At 41.9% G+C, this 25253-nt stretch carries 29 protein-coding genes; 12 read left to right on the top strand and 17 right to left on the bottom strand.

Annotated features, from left to right (window positions below; translation table 11 throughout):
• Positions 1-109: 109 nt before the first annotated feature.
• Together D3H55_RS08995 and D3H55_RS08990 are read right to left on the bottom strand one after the other, a co-directional pair.
• The gene (locus tag D3H55_RS08995) at positions 110-676 is read right to left on the bottom strand and encodes a sugar O-acetyltransferase (RefSeq protein ID WP_119546577.1); all 567 of its coding nucleotides are present in this window, start codon (positions 674-676) and stop codon (positions 110-112) included.
• A 133-nt stretch (positions 677-809) separates the two neighbouring features.
• Entirely contained in the window at positions 810-1184 is a 375-nt protein-coding gene (locus tag D3H55_RS08990) for a nucleotide excision repair endonuclease (protein WP_119546576.1), read from the bottom strand.
• Positions 1185-1361: 177 nt separating this feature from the next.
• Here D3H55_RS08990 and D3H55_RS08985 point away from each other — a divergent pair, with 177 nt between their 5' ends.
• Complete coding sequence (locus D3H55_RS08985) at positions 1362-1658, top strand: hypothetical protein (RefSeq protein ID WP_119546575.1); 297 nt, start codon at positions 1362-1364, stop codon at positions 1656-1658.
• 165 nt (positions 1659-1823) lie between these two features.
• Here the strand turns inward: D3H55_RS08985 and D3H55_RS08980 are convergent, their stop codons facing one another.
• The 5 genes from D3H55_RS08980 to D3H55_RS08960 all read right to left on the bottom strand — a co-directional run bounded on the left by D3H55_RS08980 (position 1824) and on the right by D3H55_RS08960 (position 4487).
• Positions 1824-2003, bottom strand: a complete 180-nt coding sequence (locus D3H55_RS08980; protein ID WP_119546574.1) for an SE1832 family protein — start codon at positions 2001-2003, stop codon at positions 1824-1826.
• A 436-nt stretch (positions 2004-2439) separates the two neighbouring features.
• Positions 2440-2697: a hypothetical protein gene (locus tag D3H55_RS08975; protein ID WP_119546573.1), complete on the bottom strand. Its 258-nt coding sequence runs from the start codon at positions 2695-2697 to the stop codon at positions 2440-2442.
• Between the two features lie 32 nt (positions 2698-2729).
• The gene (locus D3H55_RS08970; RefSeq protein ID WP_119546572.1) at positions 2730-3029 is read right to left on the bottom strand and encodes a hypothetical protein; all 300 of its coding nucleotides are present in this window, start codon (positions 3027-3029) and stop codon (positions 2730-2732) included.
• Between the two features lie 191 nt (positions 3030-3220).
• Positions 3221-3550 carry a hypothetical protein gene (locus D3H55_RS08965; protein WP_168413015.1) on the bottom strand — a complete coding sequence of 110 codons (330 nt, stop codon included), beginning with the start codon at positions 3548-3550 and terminating at the stop codon, positions 3221-3223.
• Positions 3551-3737: 187 nt separating this feature from the next.
• On the bottom strand, positions 3738-4487 hold the full coding sequence (locus tag D3H55_RS08960) for a GTP pyrophosphokinase (protein WP_119546570.1): 750 nt from the start codon (positions 4485-4487) through the stop codon (positions 3738-3740).
• Between the two features lie 205 nt (positions 4488-4692).
• Here D3H55_RS08960 and D3H55_RS08955 point away from each other — a divergent pair, with 205 nt between their 5' ends.
• The 4 genes from D3H55_RS08955 (at position 4693) to D3H55_RS24150 (ending at position 7475) form a co-directional block, all read left to right on the top strand.
• Complete coding sequence (locus D3H55_RS08955) at positions 4693-5805, top strand: AI-2E family transporter (RefSeq protein WP_119546569.1); 1113 nt, start codon at positions 4693-4695, stop codon at positions 5803-5805.
• Between the two features lie 190 nt (positions 5806-5995).
• Entirely contained in the window at positions 5996-6190 is a 195-nt protein-coding gene (locus tag D3H55_RS08950) for a Fur-regulated basic protein FbpA (protein WP_119546568.1), read from the top strand.
• Positions 6191-6350: 160 nt separating this feature from the next.
• A complete protein-coding gene (locus tag D3H55_RS08945; RefSeq protein WP_119546567.1) occupies positions 6351-7112 on the top strand; it encodes an SDR family oxidoreductase in 762 nt (253 codons plus the stop codon).
• 162 nt (positions 7113-7274) lie between these two features.
• Complete coding sequence (locus D3H55_RS24150) at positions 7275-7475, top strand: hypothetical protein (protein WP_119546566.1); 201 nt, start codon at positions 7275-7277, stop codon at positions 7473-7475.
• Between the two features lie 203 nt (positions 7476-7678).
• On the opposite strand, the gene D3H55_RS08935 is transcribed toward D3H55_RS24150, so the two are convergent.
• From D3H55_RS08935 to D3H55_RS08920, 4 genes are all read right to left on the bottom strand, one after another.
• Positions 7679-8161: a methylated-DNA--[protein]-cysteine S-methyltransferase gene (locus D3H55_RS08935; RefSeq protein ID WP_119546565.1), complete on the bottom strand. Its 483-nt coding sequence runs from the start codon at positions 8159-8161 to the stop codon at positions 7679-7681.
• On the bottom strand, positions 8154-9062 hold the full coding sequence (locus D3H55_RS08930) for a DNA-3-methyladenine glycosylase family protein (protein WP_119546564.1): 909 nt from the start codon (positions 9060-9062) through the stop codon (positions 8154-8156). Before D3H55_RS08930 ends, D3H55_RS08935 begins: the two co-directional genes overlap by 8 nt.
• Complete coding sequence (locus D3H55_RS08925) at positions 9059-9634, bottom strand: bifunctional transcriptional activator/DNA repair enzyme AdaA (protein ID WP_119546563.1); 576 nt, start codon at positions 9632-9634, stop codon at positions 9059-9061. Before D3H55_RS08925 ends, D3H55_RS08930 begins: the two co-directional genes overlap by 4 nt.
• 354 nt (positions 9635-9988) lie before the next feature.
• Positions 9989-11239, bottom strand: a complete 1251-nt coding sequence (locus D3H55_RS08920; RefSeq protein WP_119546562.1) for an MDR family MFS transporter — start codon at positions 11237-11239, stop codon at positions 9989-9991.
• 102 nt (positions 11240-11341) lie between these two features.
• On the opposite strand from D3H55_RS08920, the gene D3H55_RS08915 reads away from it, so the two are divergent.
• Positions 11342-13012 carry an ABC transporter substrate-binding protein gene (locus D3H55_RS08915; protein ID WP_119546561.1) on the top strand — a complete coding sequence of 557 codons (1671 nt, stop codon included), beginning with the start codon at positions 11342-11344 and terminating at the stop codon, positions 13010-13012.
• A 129-nt stretch (positions 13013-13141) separates the two neighbouring features.
• Here the strand turns inward: D3H55_RS08915 and D3H55_RS08910 are convergent, their stop codons facing one another.
• Positions 13142-14056 carry a GNAT family N-acetyltransferase gene (locus D3H55_RS08910; RefSeq protein ID WP_119546560.1) on the bottom strand — a complete coding sequence of 305 codons (915 nt, stop codon included), beginning with the start codon at positions 14054-14056 and terminating at the stop codon, positions 13142-13144.
• Positions 14057-14185: 129 nt separating this feature from the next.
• Positions 14186-14320, bottom strand: coding sequence for a hypothetical protein (locus tag D3H55_RS25200; RefSeq protein WP_276310218.1), 135 nt, complete (start codon positions 14318-14320; stop codon positions 14186-14188).
• A gap of 370 nt (positions 14321-14690) precedes the next feature.
• On the opposite strand from D3H55_RS25200, the gene D3H55_RS08900 reads away from it, so the two are divergent.
• Positions 14691-15176, top strand: coding sequence for a DUF4825 domain-containing protein (locus D3H55_RS08900; protein ID WP_119546558.1), 486 nt, complete (start codon positions 14691-14693; stop codon positions 15174-15176).
• Positions 15177-15347: 171 nt separating this feature from the next.
• Here D3H55_RS08900 and D3H55_RS08895 read toward each other — a convergent pair whose 3' ends face one another.
• Complete coding sequence (locus tag D3H55_RS08895) at positions 15348-18410, bottom strand: efflux RND transporter permease subunit (RefSeq protein WP_119546557.1); 3063 nt, start codon at positions 18408-18410, stop codon at positions 15348-15350.
• 288 nt (positions 18411-18698) lie between these two features.
• Here D3H55_RS08895 and D3H55_RS08890 point away from each other — a divergent pair, with 288 nt between their 5' ends.
• From D3H55_RS08890 to D3H55_RS08880, 4 genes are all read left to right on the top strand, one after another.
• Positions 18699-19571 carry a TetR/AcrR family transcriptional regulator gene (locus D3H55_RS08890; RefSeq protein ID WP_119546556.1) on the top strand — a complete coding sequence of 291 codons (873 nt, stop codon included), beginning with the start codon at positions 18699-18701 and terminating at the stop codon, positions 19569-19571.
• Between the two features lie 422 nt (positions 19572-19993).
• Positions 19994-20143 (top strand): hypothetical protein, encoded by a 150-nt coding sequence (locus D3H55_RS24145; protein WP_168413014.1) that lies wholly within the window; start codon positions 19994-19996, stop codon positions 20141-20143.
• Positions 20144-20844: 701 nt separating this feature from the next.
• Positions 20845-22221, top strand: a complete 1377-nt coding sequence (locus D3H55_RS08885; RefSeq protein ID WP_119546555.1) for a PepSY-associated TM helix domain-containing protein — start codon at positions 20845-20847, stop codon at positions 22219-22221.
• 22 nt (positions 22222-22243) lie between these two features.
• Positions 22244-22714, top strand: a complete 471-nt coding sequence (locus D3H55_RS08880) for a FixH family protein (RefSeq protein WP_119546688.1) — start codon at positions 22244-22246, stop codon at positions 22712-22714.
• A 29-nt stretch (positions 22715-22743) separates the two neighbouring features.
• On the opposite strand, the gene D3H55_RS08875 is transcribed toward D3H55_RS08880, so the two are convergent.
• Together D3H55_RS08875 and D3H55_RS08870 are read right to left on the bottom strand one after the other, a co-directional pair.
• On the bottom strand, positions 22744-23208 hold the full coding sequence (locus tag D3H55_RS08875; RefSeq protein ID WP_119546687.1) for a hypothetical protein: 465 nt from the start codon (positions 23206-23208) through the stop codon (positions 22744-22746).
• 2 nt (positions 23209-23210) lie between these two features.
• Entirely contained in the window at positions 23211-23999 is a 789-nt protein-coding gene (locus tag D3H55_RS08870; RefSeq protein WP_119546554.1) for a hypothetical protein, read from the bottom strand.
• A 157-nt stretch (positions 24000-24156) separates the two neighbouring features.
• On the opposite strand from D3H55_RS08870, the gene D3H55_RS08865 reads away from it, so the two are divergent.
• Positions 24157-24450 (top strand): hypothetical protein, encoded by a 294-nt coding sequence (locus tag D3H55_RS08865; protein WP_119546553.1) that lies wholly within the window; start codon positions 24157-24159, stop codon positions 24448-24450.
• A 44-nt stretch (positions 24451-24494) separates the two neighbouring features.
• Here the strand turns inward: D3H55_RS08865 and D3H55_RS08860 are convergent, their stop codons facing one another.
• The gene (locus tag D3H55_RS08860) at positions 24495-24689 is read right to left on the bottom strand and encodes a hypothetical protein (protein ID WP_119546552.1); all 195 of its coding nucleotides are present in this window, start codon (positions 24687-24689) and stop codon (positions 24495-24497) included.
• Between the last annotated feature and the right edge of the window lie 564 nt (positions 24690-25253).

The raw sequence follows: 25253 nt of genomic DNA, 5'->3' as shown, positions 1-25253 counted from the left end.
TATTAAAAAAGCTTAAACAACGTCTAAGCTTTTTTTTGAATTACGATACTGTAATAATATTATTTACAGTTTAAGAAGTCAATTAATTGAACTGCCTTCCTGATATCTATTAACCGTTGAAATCGAGATATTTGATGACTTTCGCTGGATTTCCTCCAACGACCACATTATCCTGCACATCTTTTGTGACTACCGCACCGGAAGCAATTACCACATTATCCCCTACAGTAACACCTGGATTGACTACGGAGCTGCCCCCAATCCAGACATTTTTACCGAATTGTACAGGCTTTGCATACTCCCTCCCTGAATTCCGTTCACTTGGATCTAAGGGATGAGTCGCTGTATAAATATGGACGCCAGGCCCCAGCATGCAGTTATCCCCAAATCTGACTTCACATACATCAAGGATGGTGCAGTCAAAGTTGGCGAAAAAGTTTTCTCCTACATGTGTATTATATCCGTAATCAAAACGGATATTTGGCTCCATATAAACCGTTTCACCTGTTGAGCCAAGCAGCTCCTTCAAAAGATTGGCCCGCTTATTCCCTTCAGTTTCAGAAGTCTGGTTAAAGAGTCTCACCAATTTTCTCGCTTCTTCTCTTTCTTTACTTAAAACTGGGTCAGCAGGGTCATACATTTCGCCTGCAAGCATCAGTTCTTTTTCAGATTTCATCTCTTGCAACACTCCTTTGGAATTTCTATAGGTGAATCATACCAAATTAATGAGGAGTGCGGGAATGGAAGTCTGATTTTTGGCCAAAAAAAAGATGGAGCCATGTCCGGGCTGCCATCCTGATATCTTCATCTTACTTAAAGAATACCTTGTCAATATTGTACTTCGCCTGCAAAGTATTGATGAGGTAGGTTTCATATATCTCGCGTTCCATGGCATCCTCTACAAAAATGACATCGATACGATAGACTTCCTCTCTGTGCGGCTTTAAAGGTGAAACGTTATCTTCCAAGTGCTTTTTAACACGCTGTCTTAATTTTCTGGCCTTCCCGACAAACAGGAGGTCGTCATTAATGTTATAAAACAGAATCATGCCGCCCTTGTCTCTTGGAATTTGGTGAAGATCGATAAAACCTTCAACCGATTTAATAACAGGTTCATTTAGACCAGGCGCTTGGTTTCGTTCTGTAATCGAAACATCCACCTTTGGAATTTCTATAGTTATCATGAGTTCACGTCCTTTTTCTTTAAAGGTAAATGGTAACATACATACAATAAGAAAGCTATGATATTTAGGTTTAGCGTTTTGCGAAATTATTTCTCAGGCAAAAATTCCCTGTATAAAAAGAGATAATAAGTGAAAAAATGGGTATCTAATAGTAATCGGTGATTATGGAGGGATTTTATGAACAAGATGATAAGAAATGTACTCATGGGTTCACTGGTATCAGCAGGCAGTGCGGCACTGGCAACGACAATTTATAAAAGAAGAAAAGGAAATTTCCCAGTAGATGAAGACATAGATACTAAACATGATCTGAAAGCAGATTTTGAGGAAAGTCCGAATGCCGATTATGAAGAGGAAGAGATCGGTCTGACCAAGCTCGATTCTGCTTACCGATCAGAATGGCAGGCTAATGGATTTCCGATGACACATGCGGAAATGGAAAGGCTGGAACAAGAATCAAGACAGGACTCTTAATCACAATCAAAAACTGCCGTGCAGTACGGCAGTTTTTCATTTAGTCTCTTTTCGTAAACTTTGCTGGTGTTCTATAAAAATTACTCCGGTAACCAAGAAAGAAAAGACCGGCAAACGGAATTTTCCGACAGCATCAGGATTTGATAAAACAGCCTTCAAACAAGATCAGGAAATTTCAGCCAGCTGCTTGTTCAACTTGGCTAACTCGATTTCCAGTTCCTCCAGCCTCTTTTCGGATTTTTCCGTGCTGCGTCCTACGGATTCCAATTTCTCAAGGTCTCCCTGAATACGGATATAATCCGATTTGACCTCACTGATTTTATATTCCAATTCGGATTTGGTCATATATTTACATCACCTTTCTTCTTTTCTCCCTTACATTATAACAATCTCAGAAGATTTTCTTGAATCATATGTTTATAAAGGTTCTTTTCGTAACCTGCGTTTGCTATTCAAGATGAATTTCAAATATCCTGGTAATTCGCCGCAAAAACCCTGGTATGCCGGAAAGAAAAGTGCTGCTCTTTCTTTATCGAGAGTAAAACCTCGGAATACAGGGGGAAAATCAGGCACTTGTGATTTTTCCAAAAGCAGCAATATATGAGAAAATTGCCTTTTTAAAATTCATTTCCAGTCAGTCGTGTCCTTTAATTTCCAGGAACGGCCGGATATGAACGTTTCCTATAAAGTCGAGATGGCGGAAGCTGCTTCCTTTTAATTGAAAGTGTTCTGGATATATTGAAGCCTGAGGAACTATCCCGCTGCCGCCTTCAGCTTGCTTTTAGATATACAGCCAAAAAGATAGAATAATGAGTGTCAGCAAACCAGCAATGGATTGAATCCAAATAACGTTCTTGTTTATGCCGGCTTTTCTTTCCAGCTGAAAGATGTACCCGTTTGTAAACGCGTATCCAATCAGGGATAAGGCATAACCTTGCGAGTCATAAAGCAGGGTGAAATATCTTATTATTCCGAGGCCGATCATTACCATTCCGATCGTCCCAATGACCAATTGTGTATATAAGCCTTTATCCTTCATATCTTCGTCAACACCTCTCCGTACTGACCTTACTATCTATCCAATCTGCTTGACTCCTTGATGAGCGAAACGAAATACTCCCTCTCGCGTTCGTTCTCTTTCAGCCTCTCAACGATATTTTCCTGAAGTAAAAACTCTCTTGTTTCTGGATTATGGTAGATCTTTTCAAAGTAATATCCGTTATCACTCAGCTGCTTGAACCAGTTTTCTTTCTTTAGCCTTCTGATGGTTTTGCCAAACCGATAATCATCAGGTCCATATGCACTGCCTATGAAAAGCAAGCCCAGGAGCAATCCAATACCAGTTTCAAGTATTGATTGAATACGTTTCACTGCCTCACCCCTTAGTTATGCATTGATAGTCTTATAACTTAAATACGTTTATCCATCCATGGAAGTTTCACCTAACCTGAAAAATGCTGGCACTCCTTGCGTAACACGCAGATAGTGTATCTTTTTTTATTTCTTAAAAACCCCAAATTACATTGGTAAGATTTTCAACCTGATCAACGCAGCACCTTCCGCTAATTTCCGTCCTTCTTAATAAACACAGCAATCATTAAAGTCACAAGCATCCCGACTGCTAAAAACAAAGAATAATAGATGCCTGATACAGCTGCTCCAAAACCTTCTTCCATTACACCTATTGAAGAGGCAATGAAGGGTCCCGCTAAGGCAGATAGTGCGATTACAGCAAGCACTGCGGTGGGGATAAACCTTTTCTTGTACATAATTTTTAAAGTCCAGTACGAAAAAAGCACGATGATTAACACTGGAATAACCAAAGCAAACAAAAAATTCATCACATTCCCTCCATTCCACATTAGACGCAACAGATTCAATAATTGTTTCATAATTAATGGGCATAAAGGCTGTCTTTTTAGATACTGCTGCTTTTAGAAAAATACCTGGAGCCGGACTTTCCTTGTATTCCTTCTCATTACTAGCAGCAAAATCCCATAATGATTAAATGAAAAAAGCAGTCCATTCCAACTGCGGCACGGTAGTTGCCAGTTGATATGCACTGCTTCTCTGCCTGTGCTATTCAGGCAGTCCTTTTATATTTAAGCCATATCTTTCAAAAATGGAATGTAAAATGGAATCCGGGTCGCCTTCATTGAGCAATTCAAGGTTAAGACTGTCCTGGTTCTTCAACTCCTTGACCTCTTTATGGATATTCTCCATTTTTCTGTCAAGTTCGGCTGCGGAATCTGCTGCTGCTTTCAACTCCCCGGAAAGCCTTTCAGGTATTCCCTTGTCGTACTTGTAGTAGATTTTATGCTCAAGGCTTGCCCAGAAATCCATCGCGATCGTCCTGATTTGCACCTCTACATAGACTCTTTCTTCCCGATCGGATAGAAAGACAGGGACTTTCACTATCAGGTGAAGACTTTGATAGCCATTAGGTTTTGGGTTCCTGATATAATCCTTTTTTTCTATTACCTCGATATCTTTTTGGCGCTCCAGCATGCTGCTCAGAGTATAGATGTCTGAAATGAACGGGCATGTGACCCTGATACCCGCAATATCTTTGATGTTTTCCCTGATGGCCTCAAGTGAAAAATCGAGGTCTTTCCTCAGTACTTTTTTTAATATGCTTTCCGGTGCTTTCAACCGTGAGTTGGTATGTTCAATTGGATTATAATCATGGATGTATTGAAATTCTTCTTTCAGTATATTTATTTTTGTAGTCATCTCATCCAGTGCAAACTTGTAAACTGCCGAGAACCTGGCAAGCTCTGTCTTGAAATTTTTCAAGTGAAGTAAATGAGTCTGTGAAAATGGCTGCATTCTGTCAATCCCCTTCAAAGTAAATGATTGCTTGTTAAATAGTTCACAAACTAGCTCGTTATGAATGTTCTTCATTTGCAGTTTACTCCCCCAGCCCTATTTCGTCAATAACGTAAAATTCAGTCAATCTTCTGCCAAACATTGTTAAAATACCCGCTTCCTGATATAATCAAGCCATTACATAAAGGAATAAAGAGGTATAGCCGTGTCGAAGAAAAATTTGCAATTCTGGTTGATACAAATCCTTTTGATCGTCCTGATCGTATTTGTATCTACAAAAATCTCATTTTTGTTTCATCCAATCACCATTTTTATCACAACACTGTTTTTCCCGATTTTAATCACCTTATTTTTGTATTTCCTGCTGAACCCGGTAGTCAATTATCTTCAGCGCTTCAAGGTACCAAGGATTGTAGCCATCCTGATTATTTACTTGTTGATCATCGGCCTGCTGGTCCTGGCAATCGGCAATATCGTACCGATCATCACCAAACAGTTCACAGCCCTTGCAAATGAACTTCCCAAGTATGCTTCGGAAACAGTCCGATACTTTGAAAATCTGTCCCAGTCTGCAGAATTCAAAGAGTTCATGAATGAGCAGCAAGATCTACTGGATTCAGCACAAGAAAGATTGGTCGCATTTGCAAACGACCTGCCTACGCTTATTACAGGAAGCTTCCAAAACATCTTAGGGCTGGTTGCCAATATTGCGATCATCCTGGTGACCGTTCCTCTCCTTCTCTTCTACATGTTCAAGGATGGCCATAGATTCCCTGTAGCCGTGTCAAAGTTCCTGCCGGCAGCGTACAGGAAAGAGGCCATGACCATAATGAAGGAAACAGGAACTACACTGGCAGCCTATATTCAAGGCCAGGTCACAGTCGGATTGTTTGTCGGGATCCTTTCCCTCATCGGCTACCTGATTATTGATTTGCGCTTTGCCCTTGTCTTGGCGATCACAGTGTCTGTTACCAACATCATACCTTATGTCGGGCCGTTGATTGGCGGAGCTCCTGCGGTCATTGTCGGATTATTCGAATCGCCTGGCAAAGCGGCGCTGGTCCTTCTCATCCTTGTGATTGCCCAGCAGGTGGAAGGAAATATCCTTGCCCCTCTGATATTGGGGAAAACTCTGGATACCCATCCGGCAACAATCATTATACTGTTGCTGGCAGCCGGTAATCTGGCTGGTGTTCTGGGCATGATCCTTGCTGTCCCAACATATGCGGTAATCAAAACCATCATCATCAATTTGGTAAAATTTTTAAGGGCAAAAAAAGAAGCGAAACTGAGGGTTGTACCAGAAACTGAAGGCTGATGCAGAATCCCCCATTAACAGAAATGTTATGGGGGATGATTTTTATAAAGAAAATTGTTTACATAATATAATTATGATAAAGTATTTTTATATACTATTTGACAGGTCGGAATAGTAAGTTTAAACTATTGATTATTAGAAGAGTTGCTGCCCCATGAGAGTATGGATTAATTTTTAGGAGGAACTTGTAATGGGAGAAGTAAAAGAAGCAGTCGAAAGCAGACGAAACGAGTTAATCAGTAAACTAATTAAAATGGAAAAATATAAAACAAATGAAACGAACCTTTTTGAACTATCGTTATCCGATCTGGAATATACCTTTTACAAAAACCAGCTCAATGGCCATCCTCATGGCGGGATGGATTCCATTAGATGGAGAAAATAAGGTCCTAAAGACATATGACTTCGTTCATCTGTCTTTTTTATTTTAAAATAAGACTCCTTCCAATCTTGCTGTTAGATTTAAGAATGTTAGATGTATTAGAATGGCATTAATCGTTTACTTGCAAAATCAGGAATCAGGCAAGCATGAAAGGAGAATAATTATGAAACTATCAGGAAATACAATCCTTATCACAGGCGGAAGTTCCGGGATCGGCTTGGCTTTTGCTGAACGTTTTTTAAATACCGGCAATACAGTGATTATTTGCGGCCGCCGCGAGGAAGTTTTGGAAAAGGCAAAAGAAAAGAATCCGGAACTGATCACGCGTGTGAGTGATGTTTCTGTTGAGGCAGACCGAATAGCTCTGTTTCAATGGGTAATGGAAAACCATCCGGAAGTGAACGTGCTCGTCAATAATGCAGGGATCCAGCAGCGGTTTAATGTCTTAAAAGCCGATGCAAAGAATGACTGGGACTATTATAAAAATGAAATCACCACCAATATTGAAGCTCCCTTCCATCTTTCTATGCTGTTTGCACCTGTATTTGCCAAACAAAAAGATGCTGCATTCATTAACATTACTTCCGGACTGGCATATACACCAATGGTGATTGCCCCTATCTACTCGGCTGCAAAGGCAGCGTTCCATTCATTTACGATGAGTCTAAGACACCAACTTTCGGATACATCAGTGGAAGTCATTGAAGTCGCCCCGCCCGCTGTCAATACCGATTTAGGCGGCGCCGGGCTGCATACCCAGGGAGAGCCATTGAATGAGTTTGCAGATGGTATCTTTGCAGGATTAAAAGAAGGAAAAAAAGAGATAGGCTATGGCTCTTCCACAGACCGTTTACGCATGTCACGGGATGATATTGATGAATACACAAAGAAAATGTATGATGCCATGAAACACAGTATTGAATGAAAGACGAAAAGGAAAATCCGTGATGGATTTTCCTTTTTTATATTGGTCGAGGTTGTTGATGGAATTGCGGGCTCATTCGGTCTTAAAATCATCAAATAGAGAATATAGTGAGGGAATCCCGCACTTATTCCATCGTCAAATCTTCAAAAAGTGTAAATGATGATGGAATCCCGCACTTATTCCATCATCAAATCCTCAAAAAATAAAAATGATGATGGAATTCCGCCCTTATTTCATCATCAAGTCCATCAAAAAGTGAAAATGATGATGGAATTCCGCCCTTATTTCATCATCAAATCCTCAAAAAATGAAAATGATGATGGAATTCCGCCATTATTCCATCATCAAATCCTCAAAAAGTGAAAATGATGATGGAATCCCACCCTTATTCCATCACCAAATCCTCAAAAAGTAAAAATGATGATGGAATTCCGCTCTTATTCCATCACCAAATCCTCAAAAAGTGAAAATGATGATGGAATCCCGCTCTTATTCCATCACAAACCACCAAAAAATACCAATAGTGATGGGATCACCCCTCACTGAGCCCCGCTCTAAAAAACAAATTAAAGATAGCAGTTCCTTTCATGCTGAAGAAGCCATTCCTTCCTCTCGATTCCACCAGCATATCCGGTGAGTTTCCCATTCGACCCAATGATTCGGTGGCACGGCACCACAATGCTTAATTTATTTCTTCCATTGGCGCTCCCCACCGCTCTGATTGCTTTTTCATTCCCTATGGAAGCTGCAATATCCTTATAGGAAGCAGTCTCGGCATATGAAATTTTTGTCAGGGCATCCCAAACGGATAACTGAAAGCCAGTTCCACTTTGGGTGTACGGGAACGTAAATTCAAACCGTCTGCCTTTAAAATATTCATCCAGCTCTTTCAGACAGCGTTTAAGGACTTCGGGGATTTCATCAGAATCGAGATGTATTTTCTCGGTGCGTTCTGTAAATTCTATTGATCTAATTAATTCGTGGCAGCTTGAAATTTCAATCAGGCCAATTGGTGATTTGTATTCAGCATGGTAAAGTGTATCATTCATATAATGACCTCCATAGATAAAAAACGGCGTATGCTTCCCAGCCTTTCCAATTTTCAGCCATATCTTCAATCTCTCTGATGGTTGGTTTGCGTTCCATTCCTTTTTGCAGCTTGATGGCATTATGCAGGCCGACGTCAGCTATCGGAAAAGACCTGGGATGCTTTAAGCATTTCATCATGACATAATCAGCGGTCCATCCGCCGATCCCTCTTATTTTCATTAATGTCTCTTTGAGCTGCGGATAATCTTCAGCCTGCAACAGCTCTTTTTTAGCAAGAAGACCTGCCTTCATCGATTTGGCGATACCGATGATATATTCTGCTTTCCTGTTAGTGAACTGAAGTTTCCGCAGATCTTCCACCTCTAATTCCGCTATAATATCCGGCTCGGGATATAACCAATACACAATGCCTTCGTAGTCCAGGCATTCTCCATAGTGTTCAACAAATCGTTTCTTAAGGGTGTAAGCAAAAGTAAGATTGATTTGCTGCCCAATCACCGCCCATGTCAGAGCTTCAAATAAGTCGGGAATTCCGATTATCCTTAAACCGAAATGATTTGCGCAGACTGCCTGAAGGATTTCGTCACTGGCCGCCATTTGGTAAAAACCTTTTAACTCCCGGTCCATATCGAACCATTCCAATAAATAGTCCGCGGCTTTTTCTCGAATATTTTGATTCGGCTCGCTGATTGGAAACTCTACTTTTATGGAATGAGGTGCTGCCCCGATTTTTAATAAAATCTGCTGGTCGTCTGCCTTGATCAATTTATAAAGATATCCCTCGCTGATTCTATGCAGAATTTCTTGATGGGATCTTCCCAGAAAGATCAGGCACTCCTGAAAGCTGAAGTCTGCCGGAGGGAATATTTCAATGAAAGAACCTTGATCCTTCCATTTCATAGAGGCTCTCCTCTTTTCATGGCTTTACGATATTCGGTCGGCGAGCATCCCTTCCATCGGCGGAACACCTTATAAAAGTTGGAAGTGCTTTGGAATCCTGTTTCGTAACAGATTTCCAGATTCGTCCTGGAAGAGTTTTCAAACAAATTCACTGCTTTATCCACCCGGATTTTTTCTAAATAACTGCGTGGAGTTTCAGAAGTTTCTTTTTTGAAAAGCCGCTCCAGATAGTAGACACTGACACCTGCGTGTTCTGCTATATCCTGTAATTCCAGTCTTTTTTTATGATTCAGAACTAAGAAAGTGATGACTTTCCTGACAAGTTCCGTACGGGGAGAAAGGGCCGCTTTGGGCTGGCATCTTTTACATGCGCGGTATCCCGCCCTTTCTGCTTGCTCAATGGTACTGTAAAATTCAACATTTATTTTCTTGGGTTTCCTTGATCGGCAGGAAGGGCGGCAGAATATTTTTGTTGTTTTTACCGCGGTAAAAAACAGGCCGTCATACTTGCTGTCGCAGGCAAGGATTTTTTCCCACATTTCCTCGAAGGAAAGATCCAGGGTTTCAGCCATTCTTTTCATCCCCCTTTCATGTTTTGATGTGCTTTGTTTCCTTTATTCTATCAAAGACGGTATGTACATTCGTCCTCATTCTTGCTCTTATGGTCTTACTTAATGGCTTTTTCGTAAACTTTGTTGCTATTTAACTAAGTTCAAAGAAATATCCTGGTCATTCATCGAAAAAACCCCTGTAAGCAAAAAAGAAAAGAGCTACTCACCCTTTATTGAGTGAAAGATCTTGGAATCCAGGGTTTCCGAAAGCAACAATTCATGCAAAAATAGTCTGCATAATAGAAAAAGAGAAATCGCAATGATTTCCCTTCCACAACTCATTTAGTTTGAATGACCTGTAAGAGTCTTCTCCACCTATACCGATTTTTCAGCAATAATTTTACCAACCGCATATTTCCGAACAAATAACCCTGTATAAATCAGGAAGGTACCCAGCATAACAATGACTCCTATATATACAGACATCATGGTTGGCACCAGGAACGCGCCAATGATGATGCTGCTTCTGGCAATAAGGTCCGCGCCGCTGAAGGACAGATTCGAAAAGGCGGAGTAAGATCCCCTTTGGTCGCTGGGGATCATGTTTGCCTGCTCCGCATTGCGGATAGGAGAGTAAATCAATTCCCCCATTGTGGCAATCAGGTTGAACGCGACCAGCATGTACCAGGTATTTGCGGAAGTGACGGTCACATATCCAATTCCGTATAAAATAAGGCCGATTAATAACGCATTCTTTTTATTCAGCTTATCGGTAAATCGATTAACAATAAAGGTGAAACAAACAACAAGCAGCATATTCTCGATATTAAGGATACTCAACATCCTGACACCGACGATTTCGAAACTTCCGATGTTCACCGCTTCGAATGTTTCCGCCAGCCGGATTCCTATATAACTATTGAGTGAGAATTCCGCTGCGAAAATGAAGGTGGAACCAGCTACTACTTTGACGAACGCTGAATCCCTTAATGCTACCCGGTAGTTGTTTATGAGGTCAATGAATACATTCTGGTGCTTTTTCTGCAGTTTATCCTTGAACTTGTCCTGCAGCCAGATTCCATAAGCGATTGGTATTGTTGTGGAGGTGAACGTCAGCATAATGAAAAGTTCCTTCTGATGATTCAAATACAATAGACCGCCAAGTGCTGCACCGATGGCCATTGACAAATTGATGAGCCAGTAATCCAAAGCATAAACAGCTTTTCTGTTATCTGGTGTTGTCGAGTCAATGATGATGGCATGCATCGCCGGCCTTCCAAGACTGCTTGTGATAATGAATCCTATGTATGCACCTGCAAACAGCCAAATCAACTTATCATGTGGAAACAAGCTGATGGTCATGACCAGGAAAAACAAGGCATTCAACCATGAAGTGCTTAAAAGGACCTTTTTTCTGGGAAAACGGTCAGATATATACCCGCCTACCAGGTTGATGACGAACCCAATGATCACAGTGATAATCAGAAAGGCGCCAGCCCATATCTTGTTCATTTCCTGTGCAAAAAATAAAGCCATGAATGGCATAACGGCTGATGAAACAGCACGGTTGAAAAATGAAGTAATCATTCTAACTTTGATATTCCTCGGTAATTCCTTCCATTTCATATTGTTACCCTCCCTTTATTTACTGTATATTAAACTAGACGGAATTATTTAAAAATAGACAAATGAACGTTTGATGTCCACTTTTATGGAGGGGTTTTTGAAATGGATGATAAATTACTTACACTTTGGAGGTACTACCCATCGGGCAGCATCAGAATTGAAGAGATTTCAGAAACCCTTCAATTAAGCCATAAGCAGACATCCCGGTATCTGAAGAAATGGGATGAAGAAGGATGGATTGCTTTTTCTCCGGGCCGGGGGCGCGGGAAGACCTCGGTTTTACACTGGAAGATGGAAGTGGAAAATATTTTTGAAAGAGAAGCGATGGCTAGAATCGATAAGGAACCTGTCGAGCGGAGCAGCAAGTACCTTCTCTACAATTGGTCGACAGACAGCAAAATGAGATTGATGACAAAGTTTCAATCAAAGCTCGGTTTCAAACAGGAATCAAAAGATAAGTTGATCGTTCCAAAAAGATATCCGTTTTTCTCAGTTCATCCTGTTGAAGCAGCTGATGTTTTCAGTGCCCATTTGGTGGCAAATGTATTTAACCGCCTGGTCTCGTTGACAGAAGATGGAACAATCACCCCTGAGCTCGCCCACAGCTGGGATATCTCTTCTTCTAAACTGAGGCTCTATCTTAGAAAAGATATTAAGTTCCATGATGGTTCACTTCTCACTGCCAAAGATGCTGCACAGTGTCTTGAAAGATTGAGAGGACATAAGCATTATAGAGAATTATGGGCACCGGTTACGAATATTGAAGTGAAGGCTTCCTTGATTCTTGATATTCACCATCCTGGGGGGTGCAGCTACATTTTGCCGCTCCTCAGTATGATGTGTGCCAGTGTTTATAGGGAAACTAAGGAACGTATCCTTGGAACAGGCTGTTTTTCCCTCGAGGAAAACAGCGGGGAGAAAACCACTCTTTCTGCTTTTTCAGACCACTTCCAAGAACGCCCGCTCTTAGACTCAGTCGAGTTTGTCAAGGTGCCTGCGGATTTTAAAGGAATCTATCATTCTCAAAACGAGGAAGCTGGAAACTCATCGGTGGAAGTCGAAAGTGATTCGGGCTTCGGCATCATTGTGATGAACAGCACCCGGGACTCATCGATTAAACGAAAAGAAGTCCGGGATTATATCCATTGGGTGATTTCCAAGTACAGAGACTCCATCATGGAATGCAGTCCCCGCCTCGTTCCCAATAGCAAGAGTGTCATGATCGGGAAAGATCACGGCATATCGATTCTAGAGGCAGAACGACCTGAATTCACTGAACCGCTCATCATTCGTGGAGCCGGCCACACGGTCAAGACGACAGAGTGGCTCGAGAACGTCCTCAGAATAGAAGGAATCCCAGTCGAAATCAAGTGGTTTTCTTTCGCTGATACCCTGACCAAACAGCCCGATACATTGGATGTAGACTTATTCGTCCATGGAGAAATTTTTGAATCCAATCAGGACTTCTCTTTCTATTATTTTATGAAAAATGGATTCTCTCCCCTTTCACAGGTGCTGAAGATGAATAAGGAATTGAACAGGCTGCTTGATAAGTATCTTCATACTCCTTTGGGGGATTGGTCCGCCCTGAATTCTACAGTTGAACACAAGCTCATTGAGGAGAGCATCATGATTCCCCTTTATTATGAGAAGAGATTCATCCCCTTCTCAACAGATATCATGAACATAGAGTTCAAGCATTTTGGTTATGTTGATTTTTCAAAGTTGTGGGTGCGTCCGAATGTTTTGCAGCATGAAAGGGCCATCCTGTAGCTAAAAGACGGAGGAAAAAATATGCGGCAGCAGCGATCTATTTTGAAGAAAGGCTAGAAAACAAAAGAATTTTACATAAATGATGAATACAAGCTGTGGTGATACCAGCTTGTATTCATCAAATGGTCATTACTTCATGTACATTTCCACAATTCCTTTATTTCTCACGGATCCCAGGTCTTCATAAAGCTTGATGGCTGAATTATTTTTCAAAACAGCCAGACGGGTGGCCGGGTATACCCTGCTGGCTGTATTGATGGAATGGATTAGTAAGAAACGGCCGAGGCCTCTATGTTGATGTTCGGGGGCTACAGCCAGGCTCATGATAAGAGGATACTCTTCAAATTCCATATGAAGACACACACCAACAGGTCTGTCAGTGCTTCTTTCTACGATCACACGGGAACTTTCATCCATTATTTCATTGCTTTTAAATACTTCAACGAACTCCTTTACATGGTTCGCATAATCCTCTTTAGTGCCGATATGTGCATATGCCGGATTGGCTTTATAGGCATTCCTTATCAACATTGACAAGTACTCAATATCTTCATACTCAACCGATTTTGCCATGTATGATTCCGGCAGCTCTGCCTTTAATGGCTCAGCAGGACGTATCATCCAGTAATTCACTTCCTGGACAGTGAAGCCCTGAGATTCGTAGACAGGGACATGTTCTTCTACAACATCCCTAAGGATGATTTTTTCTTCCCCCCTTGAAATTTTCTTTAAAAGGGGTATGAGCTTCTGAGCCAACCCTTCATAGTCCTTGTAGGGCGGTACAACAAACAAGTCTGCCATGAAATTGGGTTTCAGAAACACCCCTCCGATGATGCTTTCATCTTTTCTAATAAGATATCCGCAGTCATAAACGGAGACGATTTCCTTCATGGCCTCCAATGACCTTCTGAAAAAATAATCTGAATATTTTTGTCCATAATAAATGGAATAGCAGGATAGAAACTTATCAGGTTCCGGGTAAAGCAATGAAATACCGTCCCCAAGTACCATCCCGTTCAACACAACTTGTCGCTTCTCTCTCATCGCGGACCCTTCCCTTTCTTACTGATGTTCAGGACCTATCTCCTGATATCCCCTTTTAATCTATATTTTACCATAAACTTCTTCCACGAAATCCTATCCCTCAATCATATAACTGTAACATATGATGTTTCAGTCCACGGTTGCAAGCAAAATTCTTTCTGCGTCATCTTCTGTTCCTTCGCTCGCTTTATAAAGTTCAGTCCCAACAGGAAGCATAGTCGAGGTTCCGTCTTCAAACCATTTATAATCCATCGTTTGCTTCATTATTATTCCTTCTCTTTTGCCTTTCCTGGTTTCGTGGTTGATTTCCCGGGTTTTCCTCATATATACCACACCATTCCATTGGAAAATGTCCGGGTTCTCATAAGCTGACAAATAATCCTTTGCAGTGAGCTCAGAAGATTGCACCGTTTTGCCAGAAAAATTACTAGAACATCCGATTGTCAGTAGAATCATTGAAAGGGATATCACAAGCTTATAAGATTTCAGTGGTCCCTGCCTCCCCTTCTTTGAATCGTTTATGTATAAGACGTTACGTATGCGATAAAGTTTCACAAAAGTCACCCCAGAATGAAACTATCTACGTGTTAATATCGTATTAATAAATAGAAAATTGTTATGAAGGCGGGTAAAAATGAAAAAACTGATCATTGGTTTAATAGCTGCAGGATTCTTATCAGGCTGTGCCTCAACACCACCAAACCTTACAGAGGATCTATTTCAATATAAAGATTCCTATGTAGGAGACAGTGGTGCGGTGGGCAATATAACGAGGACATTGACAAAACCTGATGCAGAGCAGCTGGATGGATTGGAACTGAAGACAACAGAAGAACCTTACGGAATTCAATTAAATTATGCCCCTTTAGAAATCAATGAAGGAAGTGTAACGGATTATGAAGAGCTTTCACTTTATAATGCCGGGATCATACTTGCTTTGATTGATAATGCGGATTGGGTTCAGTTCAAGTATGTTGAAGAAGATATTAAGATAACAAGAGATGAATTGGAAAAATGGTATGGAAAAGAGTTGCGGAAGTTCGAAAACGAAGAAGAGCTAAGGACCTTTCTGCAGGAACATCTTGCGGATGAAGAGAAAGTCAGCAAGTTCTTTGAGTAGAAGATTAAAAGCATGCAGCTTCTCGGCGAGTGCTTTTTTTGTGCGTTTGGAATGGTCTATCCACGAACGGTGCCAGGACAATCCTCGACTCTATCTATTTGCCTCAGGCTTACCAGGTTCATTCCAAGCCATCAAAAAAAGAGAAGGCCAAAAGCCTTCTCTCAATCAAACTTATGAAAATGCCTTATCCTTCTTCTTCCTTCTAAAGCGATTAAACACCAGGTAGAGCATTGGGACAAGCAGCAGTGTCAAAATCGCTGAGAACAGAATTCCGGATATGATGGTTACGGCAAGTGGTGTAAACAGGGCATCACCGCTGACAGCAACCGGAAGCAATGCGACAATGGAGGTCAGTGCTGTCAAAAGAATCGGACGCAGTCTCGTTCTGCCCGCTTCCACTACAGCTTGTTTAACATCCATATCATCTTTCCGCTGCTCGATGAACTCTATGAGGACAATCGAGTTCCGGACGACAATCCCTGTCAGTGAAACCATACCCATGACGCCAAGGAAGCTGATAGGCGTCTGTGTCACAAACAGACCCAGGATGGCTCCTGCTATGGCAAGATATACAGCAACCAATACCAGGAATGGCAAGGATAATGAGTTAAACTGCAGTGCAATCAAAAGATACACAAGGAAATTCACGATGGTAAACAAGATTATGATTTCCGAGAAGAAGCTGTCCTGTGCTTCATTCTCTCCACCGAGTGTTATGCTGTAGTCTTTATCCAACCCATCTTTTACATCATCGACGATTTCTTGTACGTTTGCTTCATAACCTTCTTCATTATCAGGGAACGCCCTGATTGTGATGGCACGTTCGCCGTCTTTATGAGGAATCTGCTGGATCTCTTCTTGTTCTTCAACATCCACCAGCTCATCCAATGAAACCAGCTGCGGCGCTCCCTGAGGGTTGGCACTCGCTGCCGGAAGCTCTAATGCGGATAGGTCGACATCTCCTTCGTTCCCCTCCAGCACAAGTTTCATATCCCTCTTCGTCACGCCATTGTCAAAGGATTTCATCGGGATACCTTCCGTGGCGAGACTGATTTGTTCACTGATCTGTTTGACAGTGATCCCGTTCTCTTCCAAAGTCCCTCGGTCAGGAATATATTCAATGGTCGGAGCCATTTCTCCCACATTATCTACAACAAGATTAGTTTCCAATTCATTCATTTCACCTTTTAAAGTGTTTCTCAGTTCCAAAAGCTTTTCCATTTCCGGCCCTGACACAGTCACTGTCACCGGTGCACCTGCAGGAGGCCCCTGCTGGATCGTTTCCATGAACAGTTCCGCATCAGGGAACTCCCCGCGCAGTTTTTCTGTCCAGTCTTCAATCAACCCTTGAGCCGTCTGGTTTTCCCTATCGACTCTTGCGACGATCTGTCCGGTGTTAGAGCCTGAATTGGATAAGGAACTGTTGAACAAATTAGGAAGCCCTGTCCCTGCGAATACGCTCGTTTCATGGACACCTTCATCTGTTTTCAGCATCTCTTCCATCTCACCAAGCGTATCTGCCGTTTCTTCGAGTGGTGTTCCAATTGGAAGTGTGACATCAATTGTCACTTCTTCACGGTCGGCTGACGGGAAGAACTCAAATGGAGTCAGTACCACAAGACCAAAAATGGCTGTGGTGAATACCAATCCGATAATCGATGTGATCAAAGGTCTTTTTGAAAATTTCTTCAAAACCGTCTCAGCATAAAAATCAGCCAGTTTATCAAAAGGTTTACCCAGGAATCCTGGAGAATCCGAGATTTTTTTGCTTGTTTTACTATATAGAAGGTAGCGCATAACCGGTACGAAGATCAATGCTACCAAGGTGGAAGCAATAATAGTGGTGATCAGAACGGTCGGCAATGCACGAATGAACGCACCGTTTCCTCCTGACAGGAAAATCAGCGGCAGGAATGTGAATACAATCGCGAAGGAAGAAGTCACGATGGAAACCCATATCTCCTTAACCCCCGTGATGGCTCCGGCCAAGGCTCCGTCTCCAAGTTTATATCTTCTTTGGATATTATCATTCACAACGATCGAGTCATCGACCAGGATACCCAGTGCGATGATGGCTCCAATGACGGATATTTGATTTAAATCAACCTCTGCGTAAGGCAGCGGTATCAGTCCCATCAGCACAGAAATCGGTACTGCAAGCGCCACAACCAATGCCCCGGAACCAGTCAATCCAAGTGAAGTAGTGATGACGACCGCCACTACTGAAATGGCCAGCGACATGAACAAGCCATCGAATATATCATTAACAAGGTTCGCCTGAGAGTAATAAGGAACAAGTTCAATTTCACCAGGAAGCCCTTCTGCAAGTTCCTCCACCTTTTCACTCACTCTTTCATCCACAGAAGGAATGTCCTCGCCCGATTGGACAAAAGCAGTAAATGAAATGGCAGGTTTTCCTTCAAAGGTAATCAGGTCTTTCACCTCTTTAGGAGCGACTTCTATGTTGGCGACATCGCCAAGAAAAATCGAATCTCCTTGAGGGTTTTTCCCGACAAATACTTCATTCATATCTTCGATCGTACCATAATGGTTTACCGATAATTGTACAATTTCATTGTCAATCTCCTGCTTACCAAGCGGCGCAGGGTAGAATTCATCGTTAATCGCAGTCATCACGCTGCCGACATTCAAGCCTGCTTCTTTAAGCGCTTCCGGCTCCAGCTTGATGAGGATTTCCTCTTCAGGAAGACCTTTTACCGTTACCCCTTCAACACCGGACAATTCTTTTACTTCTTCAGTCCAACGGTCCATTTCGTTTCTGAGGTTCTCGAGGTCTTCACGGCTATCGCTTGTAAGCTGATAGGAAACAATCGGCATTTTTACTGTTGATTCATTGATTTCCGTATCAAATACCTCTTCAGGGAAAGAAGTGGAAGTATCCGACACTGCCTGGCGCACATTGCTGAACACTTCTTTTTTGTCAGCGCCGTCTTCAACCTCTACAATGATAGTGGAGAAACCAGCAGCTGAAGAAGAGCTCAGCTCACTGATGCCATCAATGGACTGAAGGGAATCTTCAATCGGATTGGTGACAGTCCTCTCGACCGTTTCAACGGTTGCTCCGGGGTATACTGTCGACACAGTGCCAATGTTAACCTCCGTTTCAGGGATTTCCCGCTGTGGAAGCTGTAAAAATGTAAAAATTCCAATAATCACGAATAACAGTACAAAGATCAGAGTGATTTTGGATCTCTTAAGTATGGCTTTTAACATTGATATTACCTCCTCTTCCATTATTCGACCCATCGGTCAAAATGATTTTATTTAGGTTAGATAACCCTTTACGCACAAGGGTTTTATTCGTTGACTCAATAGTCATTTTACATGGATAATGGATATAGTCAAGGAATAATGTGCCGGGTTTGCAAATCAGCCACAATTTGCCGTGAAGGGTCCTTACCATGGGCTTATACTGAAAATGATAGCTGAATCCTTGTGGTATAATAGGGTGATTCGGTGAGCCTCAGTGGTGTTAAATATGAATGAAAGAAGGTGAAATTGATGAATAAACGGAAAGCAATCCTTGAAGCTGCTGTAGAACTTTTTGCTGAACACGGCTATACACAGACTTCCATGCAGCAGATAGCCGACAGTATCGGTATTTCCAAAGGTTCGTTGTATTCATTCTTTCACTCCAAAGAAGATTTAATCATTTCAATCTACGAGCATTATCAGCAGCTTGTTTTCGAGCGTGCTTACGTTGTGGGGCTTGATGCGGAAATGCCTGGTGAAGAGCGGCTTGCAAAGCAGTTCCAAGTTCAGTTCGAGGGGATCCTGGAGTATAAATCATATATGAAAATGCATATGAGGGGAGATTCTGCCAGAAACAGCGATAAACTCTCGGCGATGGAGCACCGTATGAGAGGACGTTTATTCAGCTGGCTGGAGCATAACCTGCTGCATTTGTACGGCGATGATATCATCCCTTACAAATGGGATTTGATGTGGATGACTCAATCCATATATACCTCTTATATGATGCTTCTCATCTCGACGGAAAGCGGCCTTTCCCCTAATGAGCTTGGAAGGCATATCGTCAGGCAGATTTCCATTCTCGCTGATGATTTCTTCAAGGGAAACAGCAGTCCTCTCCTGACGGATGAAATCATGAAGCCTTTTTCAGTGAACATGGACCGGGAAGGTGCCTTTATCTCGTTTGAAAAACGCGAACAAGCCTGGAAGAATCTTTATGAAAAGATTCACTCCTCAGTGAAAAACTCTGGTGAATATATTAGGATAGCCGATCGCATTTCAGAGGAATGCAGAAAATCGAAGCCGGATGAACTGGTGATCAAAGGTATGTTCAGGCTTTTGGCAGATGTAGTTGAACTCGAAACTGAAGCATCTGAATTAGAGAAGCAACTGTTCTCTTGAAGCCCGGCAGACAATACACATCTGCTGAGAGGCCGTCTGGAATAATTCATCCAAAAAGGAAGCATTGTTCACCTCAATGAATAATGCCTCCTTTTTATATTGGTTAATGGGATACGCTCCTGCACCAGAGCAGCAATTTCAAAGGTTGCTTTTTTATTTAGGCTGTTTTTGCATATATTGTTGCTTTCGGAAAAATCCCAGGTGCCGGATTTTTCCCTTGTAGTCAAAGGTTTTACTCTCGAAAAAAAAGAGCAGCTCTTTTCTTTCCTTATCACTGGGGTTTTTACGACGATATTACAGGAGATTAGTTGAAATTTATATTGAATAGCAACAAAGTTTACGAAAAGAGCCTTTATTTATTCATGGGATATCGATGATCCGATCATCACATACTAATTAAAAATGCAATGGAAGGTGATCGAATGAAACATATCCAGCAAGCTGACAGCTCTGTCATGAAGCCGGAACTTTCGGGAACAGATCCCCAAAAAGTAAAACAGGAAATACAAAAAGATGTCAACCGCGGCCAAGGGGATATCACTTCCAGGGAAGCCGGAGCCTACCGGGATTGAAAACCACTTCGTGTGGTTTTTTTGTTTGGCTCCCCTTCTAATCAGCCTGCAATCCCCAAAGCAGACAACAAACCCAAATATTAATCCAAACAATAGCTGTATTATATAATGTTTGCAGTTTCTTGACTGTCTTTAAAAAAGGATAGTCAGGCAGAAGTAAAAAACGTGTCTTACACCTTCCAGCTTCATTCACCCTGTCCTATTTTTCTTCAAGTGGTCCCCTCACAGGCTTCAAAGGATGTAAGGTTATTATGCTCTCCATACCCCACAATTCCCCTTTTCAGTTTTGAATAGCCGTATTGTATTTTTTAAGGTGTACCCTTCAATGCTTTCTTTGAACAGGTTAATAGGCTTTCGAGGTTGAGTGAAGGCCATCACGGAATTCATCTTAAGAATACAGATATGATTATTTTGAGATGGTATTGAAGATACATCCCATCTGAGAAAGGCCGTTTCCCTTGTTATGAAATGGAATGCAGGATGTATTCCATTTAAGAAAATCCGTGTTATTTGTTTTGAGATGGAATGCAGCGGCAATTCCTTCTATAGAAGCATTCTTCATTATTCAATGGCGGAACGGAATAATGGAGGATTGATAATGTTTTGTAAAAGGATAAATTTTTTTCAATTTCATACTTCCCTCACATTTGACTGCTATAATCAACGAGTCTTATATCTTTCCCCCTAAAGGAGAACTATCTATGGAACTTGAAAAGCAGGTAAATGTTTCAACTACAATGAAAAAACAAACAGATTCCACTCTATACAGAACGGTTTGGAGATGGCACTTCTATGCCGGAATCATTTTTGCCCCCTTCCTTGTGATTCTGGCCATCACTGGTTCGGTCTATTTATTCAAGCCGCAGATTGAACAAGTGATCTATCAGGAATATTTTGAAGTGACCCCAGGTGAGAATAGAGTCTCAGCTGAAAAGCAGCTTCAGGAAGTAAAGCGTCTCTATCCTGATGCCATCATTTCGAAATACCGTCCTGGAGAAGACAGAGCCCGTTCAAGTGAAGTGGGCATCATAAATAATGATGAATCCCTGACTGTTTTCATGGACCCTTATACAGGAAAGAGCATCGGCTCACTTAATAATGAAGATCGGATCATGAATAAGATTGAAGAGTTTCACGGTGAGCTGATGGCCGGCACAACAGGTGATCGGGTAGTTGAATTAGCAGCCTGTTGGGCAGTGGTTTTAATCGTGACCGGAGCGATCTTGTGGTTTCCCCGTAAAAAGGAGAAAATCTTCGGTGTGTTCATTCCCCGATTCACGAAAGGAAAAAGGGTTTTCTTAAGAGATTTGCATGCGGTCCCTGCATTCTGGATTTCTGCCGGGATGTTGTTTTTGATCATGACAGGCCTTCCCTGGTCAGGATTCTGGGGAGCTAATTTCCAAACAATTGCAACCAATTCCGGAGCCGGCTATCCTCCGTCTATTTGGGCGGGCAGTGCACCAGCGTCCACTATACAGACCAAAGATATTGCAGATGTTCCTTGGGCAGCGGAGACGCTGGACGTCCCCAAATCGGACATCGAAGGTTTTGTCCCTGTCTCAATCGATGAAACCATGAGCACCGCAAACCGGGAAGGTATAGACCCCGGCTACACCATCAGTATCCCTGGTGATAAGGAAGGCGTCTACACCATTTCAGCCTACCCTCCCAAGGCACAAGACGAAATCACTATGCATGTGGATCAATATTCAGGTGCAGTCCTAACGGATTATCGTTATGATCACTATGGGTTTGTTGGAAAGATGGTTGCTTTGGGCATTACACTTCATAAAGGAACTCAGTTCGGCTTCCTCAATCAGTTGTTCAGTCTCTTCATCTGCTTGGGAATCATCCTGGTGGCAGTCAGCGGTTTCATATTATGGTTAAAACGGAAGCCTTCTGACCATATGGGTGCACCAAAAGGCCCTGGAATCGTTAAAAAGAAATCATTTCTCGTAGTTACGCTGGCATTGGGAATTGTATTTCCGCTGGTCGGGCTGTCATTGATCGCCGTGCTGGTAATTGACCTGTTTGTTATTCGGCGGATACCGGCTGCCAGGAAATTCTTGAACGTATAACTTGAAAAGGGAGTAAATTATGATGAAAAAAACACCTTTATTAATCAGCCTCATGCTGGTGGGTTTCTTGTTAAATGCCTGCTCTCTCAGGGACGATGCAGCAGAGCTTTATCATTTGGAGCAACCGCTGAAAGCTGAAATTAATATTCCTTCCGAATTTTCAGCCTCAGAAGAAGAAAGCATTGAAGCAGTACTGACACAGAATGGGAAAAAGGTAGAAAACCCTGACTTTGTCCACTTTGAAATTTGGAAGCAGGATGGTTCGCTTCATTACCCGATGGAAGAAGCTGAAGTTCTTGGTAATGGGATTTATAGAGTATCAAAGGAATTCAATCAGGACGGCTTATACTTTGTCAAAGTACATGCTTCCAGTGAAGACTCGCTCATCATCCCTCAGAAACAGTTCATTGTCGGTGAATTGACTGAAAGTGAACTTGAATTCCTGCAGGAGGGTACACGACCCGATACTCCTGCTGAAGAACATCATCATTAACCAAATTAAAACGTGTAATTCACTGCGGATTACACGTTTTTTATTTTGGCAACACCGAGAGCATAGTGATTAAATAAAATGTTCTCAACCAATTCGGCTTCTGATTCTTTACACTCTACAATCATGATGATTTCTGAATGATACCCTTTCAACAGCCTCCTTCTCTTCTTAATCACCTTTTCCGTGAAAAGCCTGATAGCAAATCCGAGTATAAATCCGCTGGCTGCACCGATTAGCCCCCAGTAAATCGGACCCCAGGCCAACTCAAACCCTATACTTGCCCCAATCACGGCAAATGCAGTGGCAAGAGCAGCACCAATGTCTATTAATGACGTTCCATCCGAACGGTGGATGGTATCAAACACCATCCGATCTTCTTTTCTATTATCAAGTGTAACAATAAACACCTTTTCCTTAGGGAACCCTTTCTTCTCTAAAGTGACAACAGCCATTTCAATAAAGCTGGTAAGTTCAAAAGTTGCAAACAGCTGCATGGTCATTCTATCTTCTGCCCCTTTCGAATCCTGAACGATGCCGACTGATAATTTTCCATAAAATACTTCCTTTGGACCTTTTCATATAATTTATTATTCTCGATGGTGTTAACATAAGAATCATATAAAGAAAACCCATAGATCGAAGGGAAAAATAGCAGCCACTCTGGACTGATAACATCGGTTGCTTTTTGAATTTCTCCTAAAAACAGCAGGGATATAGCCTCCATCCCTCTAGAATAATAGAAAAATACGACTGTCCAGATGTTAACGAAAAATGCTGTTACAATCCGGTGGATGTAAAGCTGACCAAGACCCGGTACTAAAAGAGACCAGAACACCGCCATGACCGGGTTTCGTTTATCCAGATAGTTAATCTCCAACGCCCCGATGCTGAATGTGTTAAATTGGTGCTCTTCCCGTTCAGCAAGCACATAAATTTTGTTCAAGTCCACTGTGGTCCGGTAGCTGTCCCAGATTCCAAATATGTATACAGGTACATATAGAAGCAGCCAGCGTGTATCCAATACCTCTTTTGCTCGTTCTATTTCCCCTTGAAAGGAGTAGATCATGGCCACATTCAATTTTGATTGAATATTGACAACCACCTCCCAGATGAATAACACAAATCCCCTGAGGTACTTAGACATCAATAAATGTCCGAACCCAGGAAAAGCAGCACTCCACCAGGCTATAATATAGGGATTGCGGAGATGGATTTGTGTTGTTCCCAAAATACTGACATGCGCACGATACCTTCTAGCAGTGTTGTCGTTAGTATAATTTTCCATTATTTCCCCTTTTTAAAGCGTTGTTTTCATAGCTTTCCTTAGACATTCAGTTTTATACCGCTGCTATGTCTGTACAAAACGATGTAATTTCAAGTTTGACCTTATTAGAGATTTGGGTACTAAAATAATAAGGAAAACTTTTAGGAGGTAATTATAAATGAATAAAAAGACTAAAAACATTTTGATCGGATCAGCAGTATCTGCAGGTGGTGCCGCATTGGCAACAGCAGTCTACAAAAAGAAAAAAAGCGACAAATTTGAAGTGGATGAGGATGTGAACCTTATGCAAAGTGAAAAGTATGATGACATGGAAAGCGTCGATGCCGACAAGTCAGAAGCCGAAAAAGGACTGTCGGAACTTGATCACACCTACCGCGAAGAATGGCAGGCTAACGGATTCCCGCAGACCCATGCAGAAATGGAAAAATTGAAAGAAGATGATGATAAGTAAGCCGCTGTCCCCCATATTCAGGGGGATTTTTTTTATGAACCGGCCTACACTTCCTTAGAGTCATCATAATCATAACGGAAGCCATCCTGCTGTGGTACGGCAGTGTTCGCTTCATGATTTTGCTGAAGCTTCTGAAGAACATTCTGAAATTGAAAAACCGCATGGTGATCGGTTGTATTGGCAGAAGCTGATTTCAAGGCTTTTTCAATGATTGACTGGTCTTCCTGATTGAGATTCATATAAGGTTTCCTCCCTATTTAAGTGCTTATATTACTTTTTGTTGTTTTGTTGGTGATTATTCTTTGGGAAGTGCTGATTTGTGAAGCCCGGAACGGATCAAAGAGTCAGGTTTGAATTGAGAAGTTCATTGTGGGGAATTGCGTTTCCGGCAGCGTGGCAGCTGCGTCACAGTGTTTATACTGAGAGGACGAGAAGAAGTAAATGCGAGGGATTACAACTTTTTTTCAATCCGAGGTTACCTGAAAAACCGAGTTAGAAATGGGTCCGTGCCCCTTTCCCTTTCAGATCACTGACTGGATACCCCCTTATACCTCAGAGACCGTTAAAATGGTAAACACCGAGCTGCAGGTTTTTTTAAATAAGCTGCTGCTTTTTATGAATTCCAATAGGTTTGATTTTTTTCTGTCTTCCAATGCAGTCCTCTTGGAAAAAGGAGAGCAGCTCTTTCCTTCCAAATATTTTAGATGAAATTTCGTGAAACTATTCGAATTGAATAATAAATAATAAAGTTTACGAAGAAGGAAAAACGAAAAGAGGCTGGGACAAAAGTAGAAAACTAATTA

It is taken from the genome of Bacillus salacetis, assembly GCF_003581585.1.
Classification (GTDB): domain Bacteria; phylum Bacillota; class Bacilli; order Bacillales; family Bacillaceae_B; genus Rossellomorea; species Rossellomorea salacetis.
This window is presented reverse-complemented; position numbering and strand designations above follow the sequence as displayed.

What these genes read in the sequence shown, in the direction of transcription:
- D3H55_RS08945 (WP_119546567.1), top strand. Translation starts at nt 6,351, where the DNA reads ATGAAACTATCAGGAAATACAATCCTTATCACAGGCGGAAGTTCCGGG.
- D3H55_RS24150 (WP_119546566.1), top strand. Translation starts at nt 7,275, where the DNA reads ATGGAATCCCGCACTTATTCCATCATCAAATCCTCAAAAAATAAAAAT.
- D3H55_RS08910 (WP_119546560.1), bottom strand. Translation starts at nt 14,056, where the DNA reads ATGAGAGAGAAGCGACAAGTTGTGTTGAACGGGATGGTACTTGGGGAC.
- D3H55_RS08930 (WP_119546564.1), bottom strand. Translation starts at nt 9,062, where the DNA reads ATGAAATGGAAGGATCAAGGTTCTTTCATTGAAATATTCCCTCCGGCA.
- D3H55_RS08990 (WP_119546576.1), bottom strand. Translation starts at nt 1,184, where the DNA reads ATGATAACTATAGAAATTCCAAAGGTGGATGTTTCGATTACAGAACGA.
- D3H55_RS08980 (WP_119546574.1), bottom strand. Translation starts at nt 2,003, where the DNA reads ATGACCAAATCCGAATTGGAATATAAAATCAGTGAGGTCAAATCGGAT.
- D3H55_RS08950 (WP_119546568.1), top strand. Translation starts at nt 5,996, where the DNA reads ATGGGAGAAGTAAAAGAAGCAGTCGAAAGCAGACGAAACGAGTTAATC.
- D3H55_RS08880 (WP_119546688.1), top strand. Translation starts at nt 22,244, where the DNA reads ATGAAAAAAACACCTTTATTAATCAGCCTCATGCTGGTGGGTTTCTTG.
- D3H55_RS08860 (WP_119546552.1), bottom strand. Translation starts at nt 24,689, where the DNA reads ATGAATCTCAATCAGGAAGACCAGTCAATCATTGAAAAAGCCTTGAAA.
- D3H55_RS24145 (WP_168413014.1), top strand. Translation starts at nt 19,994, where the DNA reads ATGAAACATATCCAGCAAGCTGACAGCTCTGTCATGAAGCCGGAACTT.
- D3H55_RS08985 (WP_119546575.1), top strand. Translation starts at nt 1,362, where the DNA reads ATGAACAAGATGATAAGAAATGTACTCATGGGTTCACTGGTATCAGCA.
- D3H55_RS08995 (WP_119546577.1), bottom strand. Translation starts at nt 676, where the DNA reads ATGAAATCTGAAAAAGAACTGATGCTTGCAGGCGAAATGTATGACCCT.
- D3H55_RS08960 (WP_119546570.1), bottom strand. Translation starts at nt 4,487, where the DNA reads ATGCAGCCATTTTCACAGACTCATTTACTTCACTTGAAAAATTTCAAG.
- D3H55_RS08870 (WP_119546554.1), bottom strand. Translation starts at nt 23,999, where the DNA reads ATGGAAAATTATACTAACGACAACACTGCTAGAAGGTATCGTGCGCAT.
- D3H55_RS08885 (WP_119546555.1), top strand. Translation starts at nt 20,845, where the DNA reads ATGGAACTTGAAAAGCAGGTAAATGTTTCAACTACAATGAAAAAACAA.
- D3H55_RS08875 (WP_119546687.1), bottom strand. Translation starts at nt 23,208, where the DNA reads ATGCAGCTGTTTGCAACTTTTGAACTTACCAGCTTTATTGAAATGGCT.
- D3H55_RS08935 (WP_119546565.1), bottom strand. Translation starts at nt 8,161, where the DNA reads ATGAATGATACACTTTACCATGCTGAATACAAATCACCAATTGGCCTG.
- D3H55_RS08965 (WP_168413015.1), bottom strand. Translation starts at nt 3,550, where the DNA reads ATGAAACAATTATTGAATCTGTTGCGTCTAATGTGGAATGGAGGGAAT.
- D3H55_RS08925 (WP_119546563.1), bottom strand. Translation starts at nt 9,634, where the DNA reads ATGGCTGAAACCCTGGATCTTTCCTTCGAGGAAATGTGGGAAAAAATC.
- D3H55_RS08900 (WP_119546558.1), top strand. Translation starts at nt 14,691, where the DNA reads ATGAAAAAACTGATCATTGGTTTAATAGCTGCAGGATTCTTATCAGGC.
- D3H55_RS08865 (WP_119546553.1), top strand. Translation starts at nt 24,157, where the DNA reads ATGAATAAAAAGACTAAAAACATTTTGATCGGATCAGCAGTATCTGCA.
- D3H55_RS08920 (WP_119546562.1), bottom strand. Translation starts at nt 11,239, where the DNA reads ATGAAATGGAAGGAATTACCGAGGAATATCAAAGTTAGAATGATTACT.
- D3H55_RS25200 (WP_276310218.1), bottom strand. Translation starts at nt 14,320, where the DNA reads ATGAAGCAAACGATGGATTATAAATGGTTTGAAGACGGAACCTCGACT.
- D3H55_RS08915 (WP_119546561.1), top strand. Translation starts at nt 11,342, where the DNA reads ATGGATGATAAATTACTTACACTTTGGAGGTACTACCCATCGGGCAGC.
- D3H55_RS08975 (WP_119546573.1), bottom strand. Translation starts at nt 2,697, where the DNA reads ATGAAGGATAAAGGCTTATATACACAATTGGTCATTGGGACGATCGGA.
- D3H55_RS08890 (WP_119546556.1), top strand. Translation starts at nt 18,699, where the DNA reads ATGAATAAACGGAAAGCAATCCTTGAAGCTGCTGTAGAACTTTTTGCT.
- D3H55_RS08895 (WP_119546557.1), bottom strand. Translation starts at nt 18,410, where the DNA reads ATGTTAAAAGCCATACTTAAGAGATCCAAAATCACTCTGATCTTTGTA.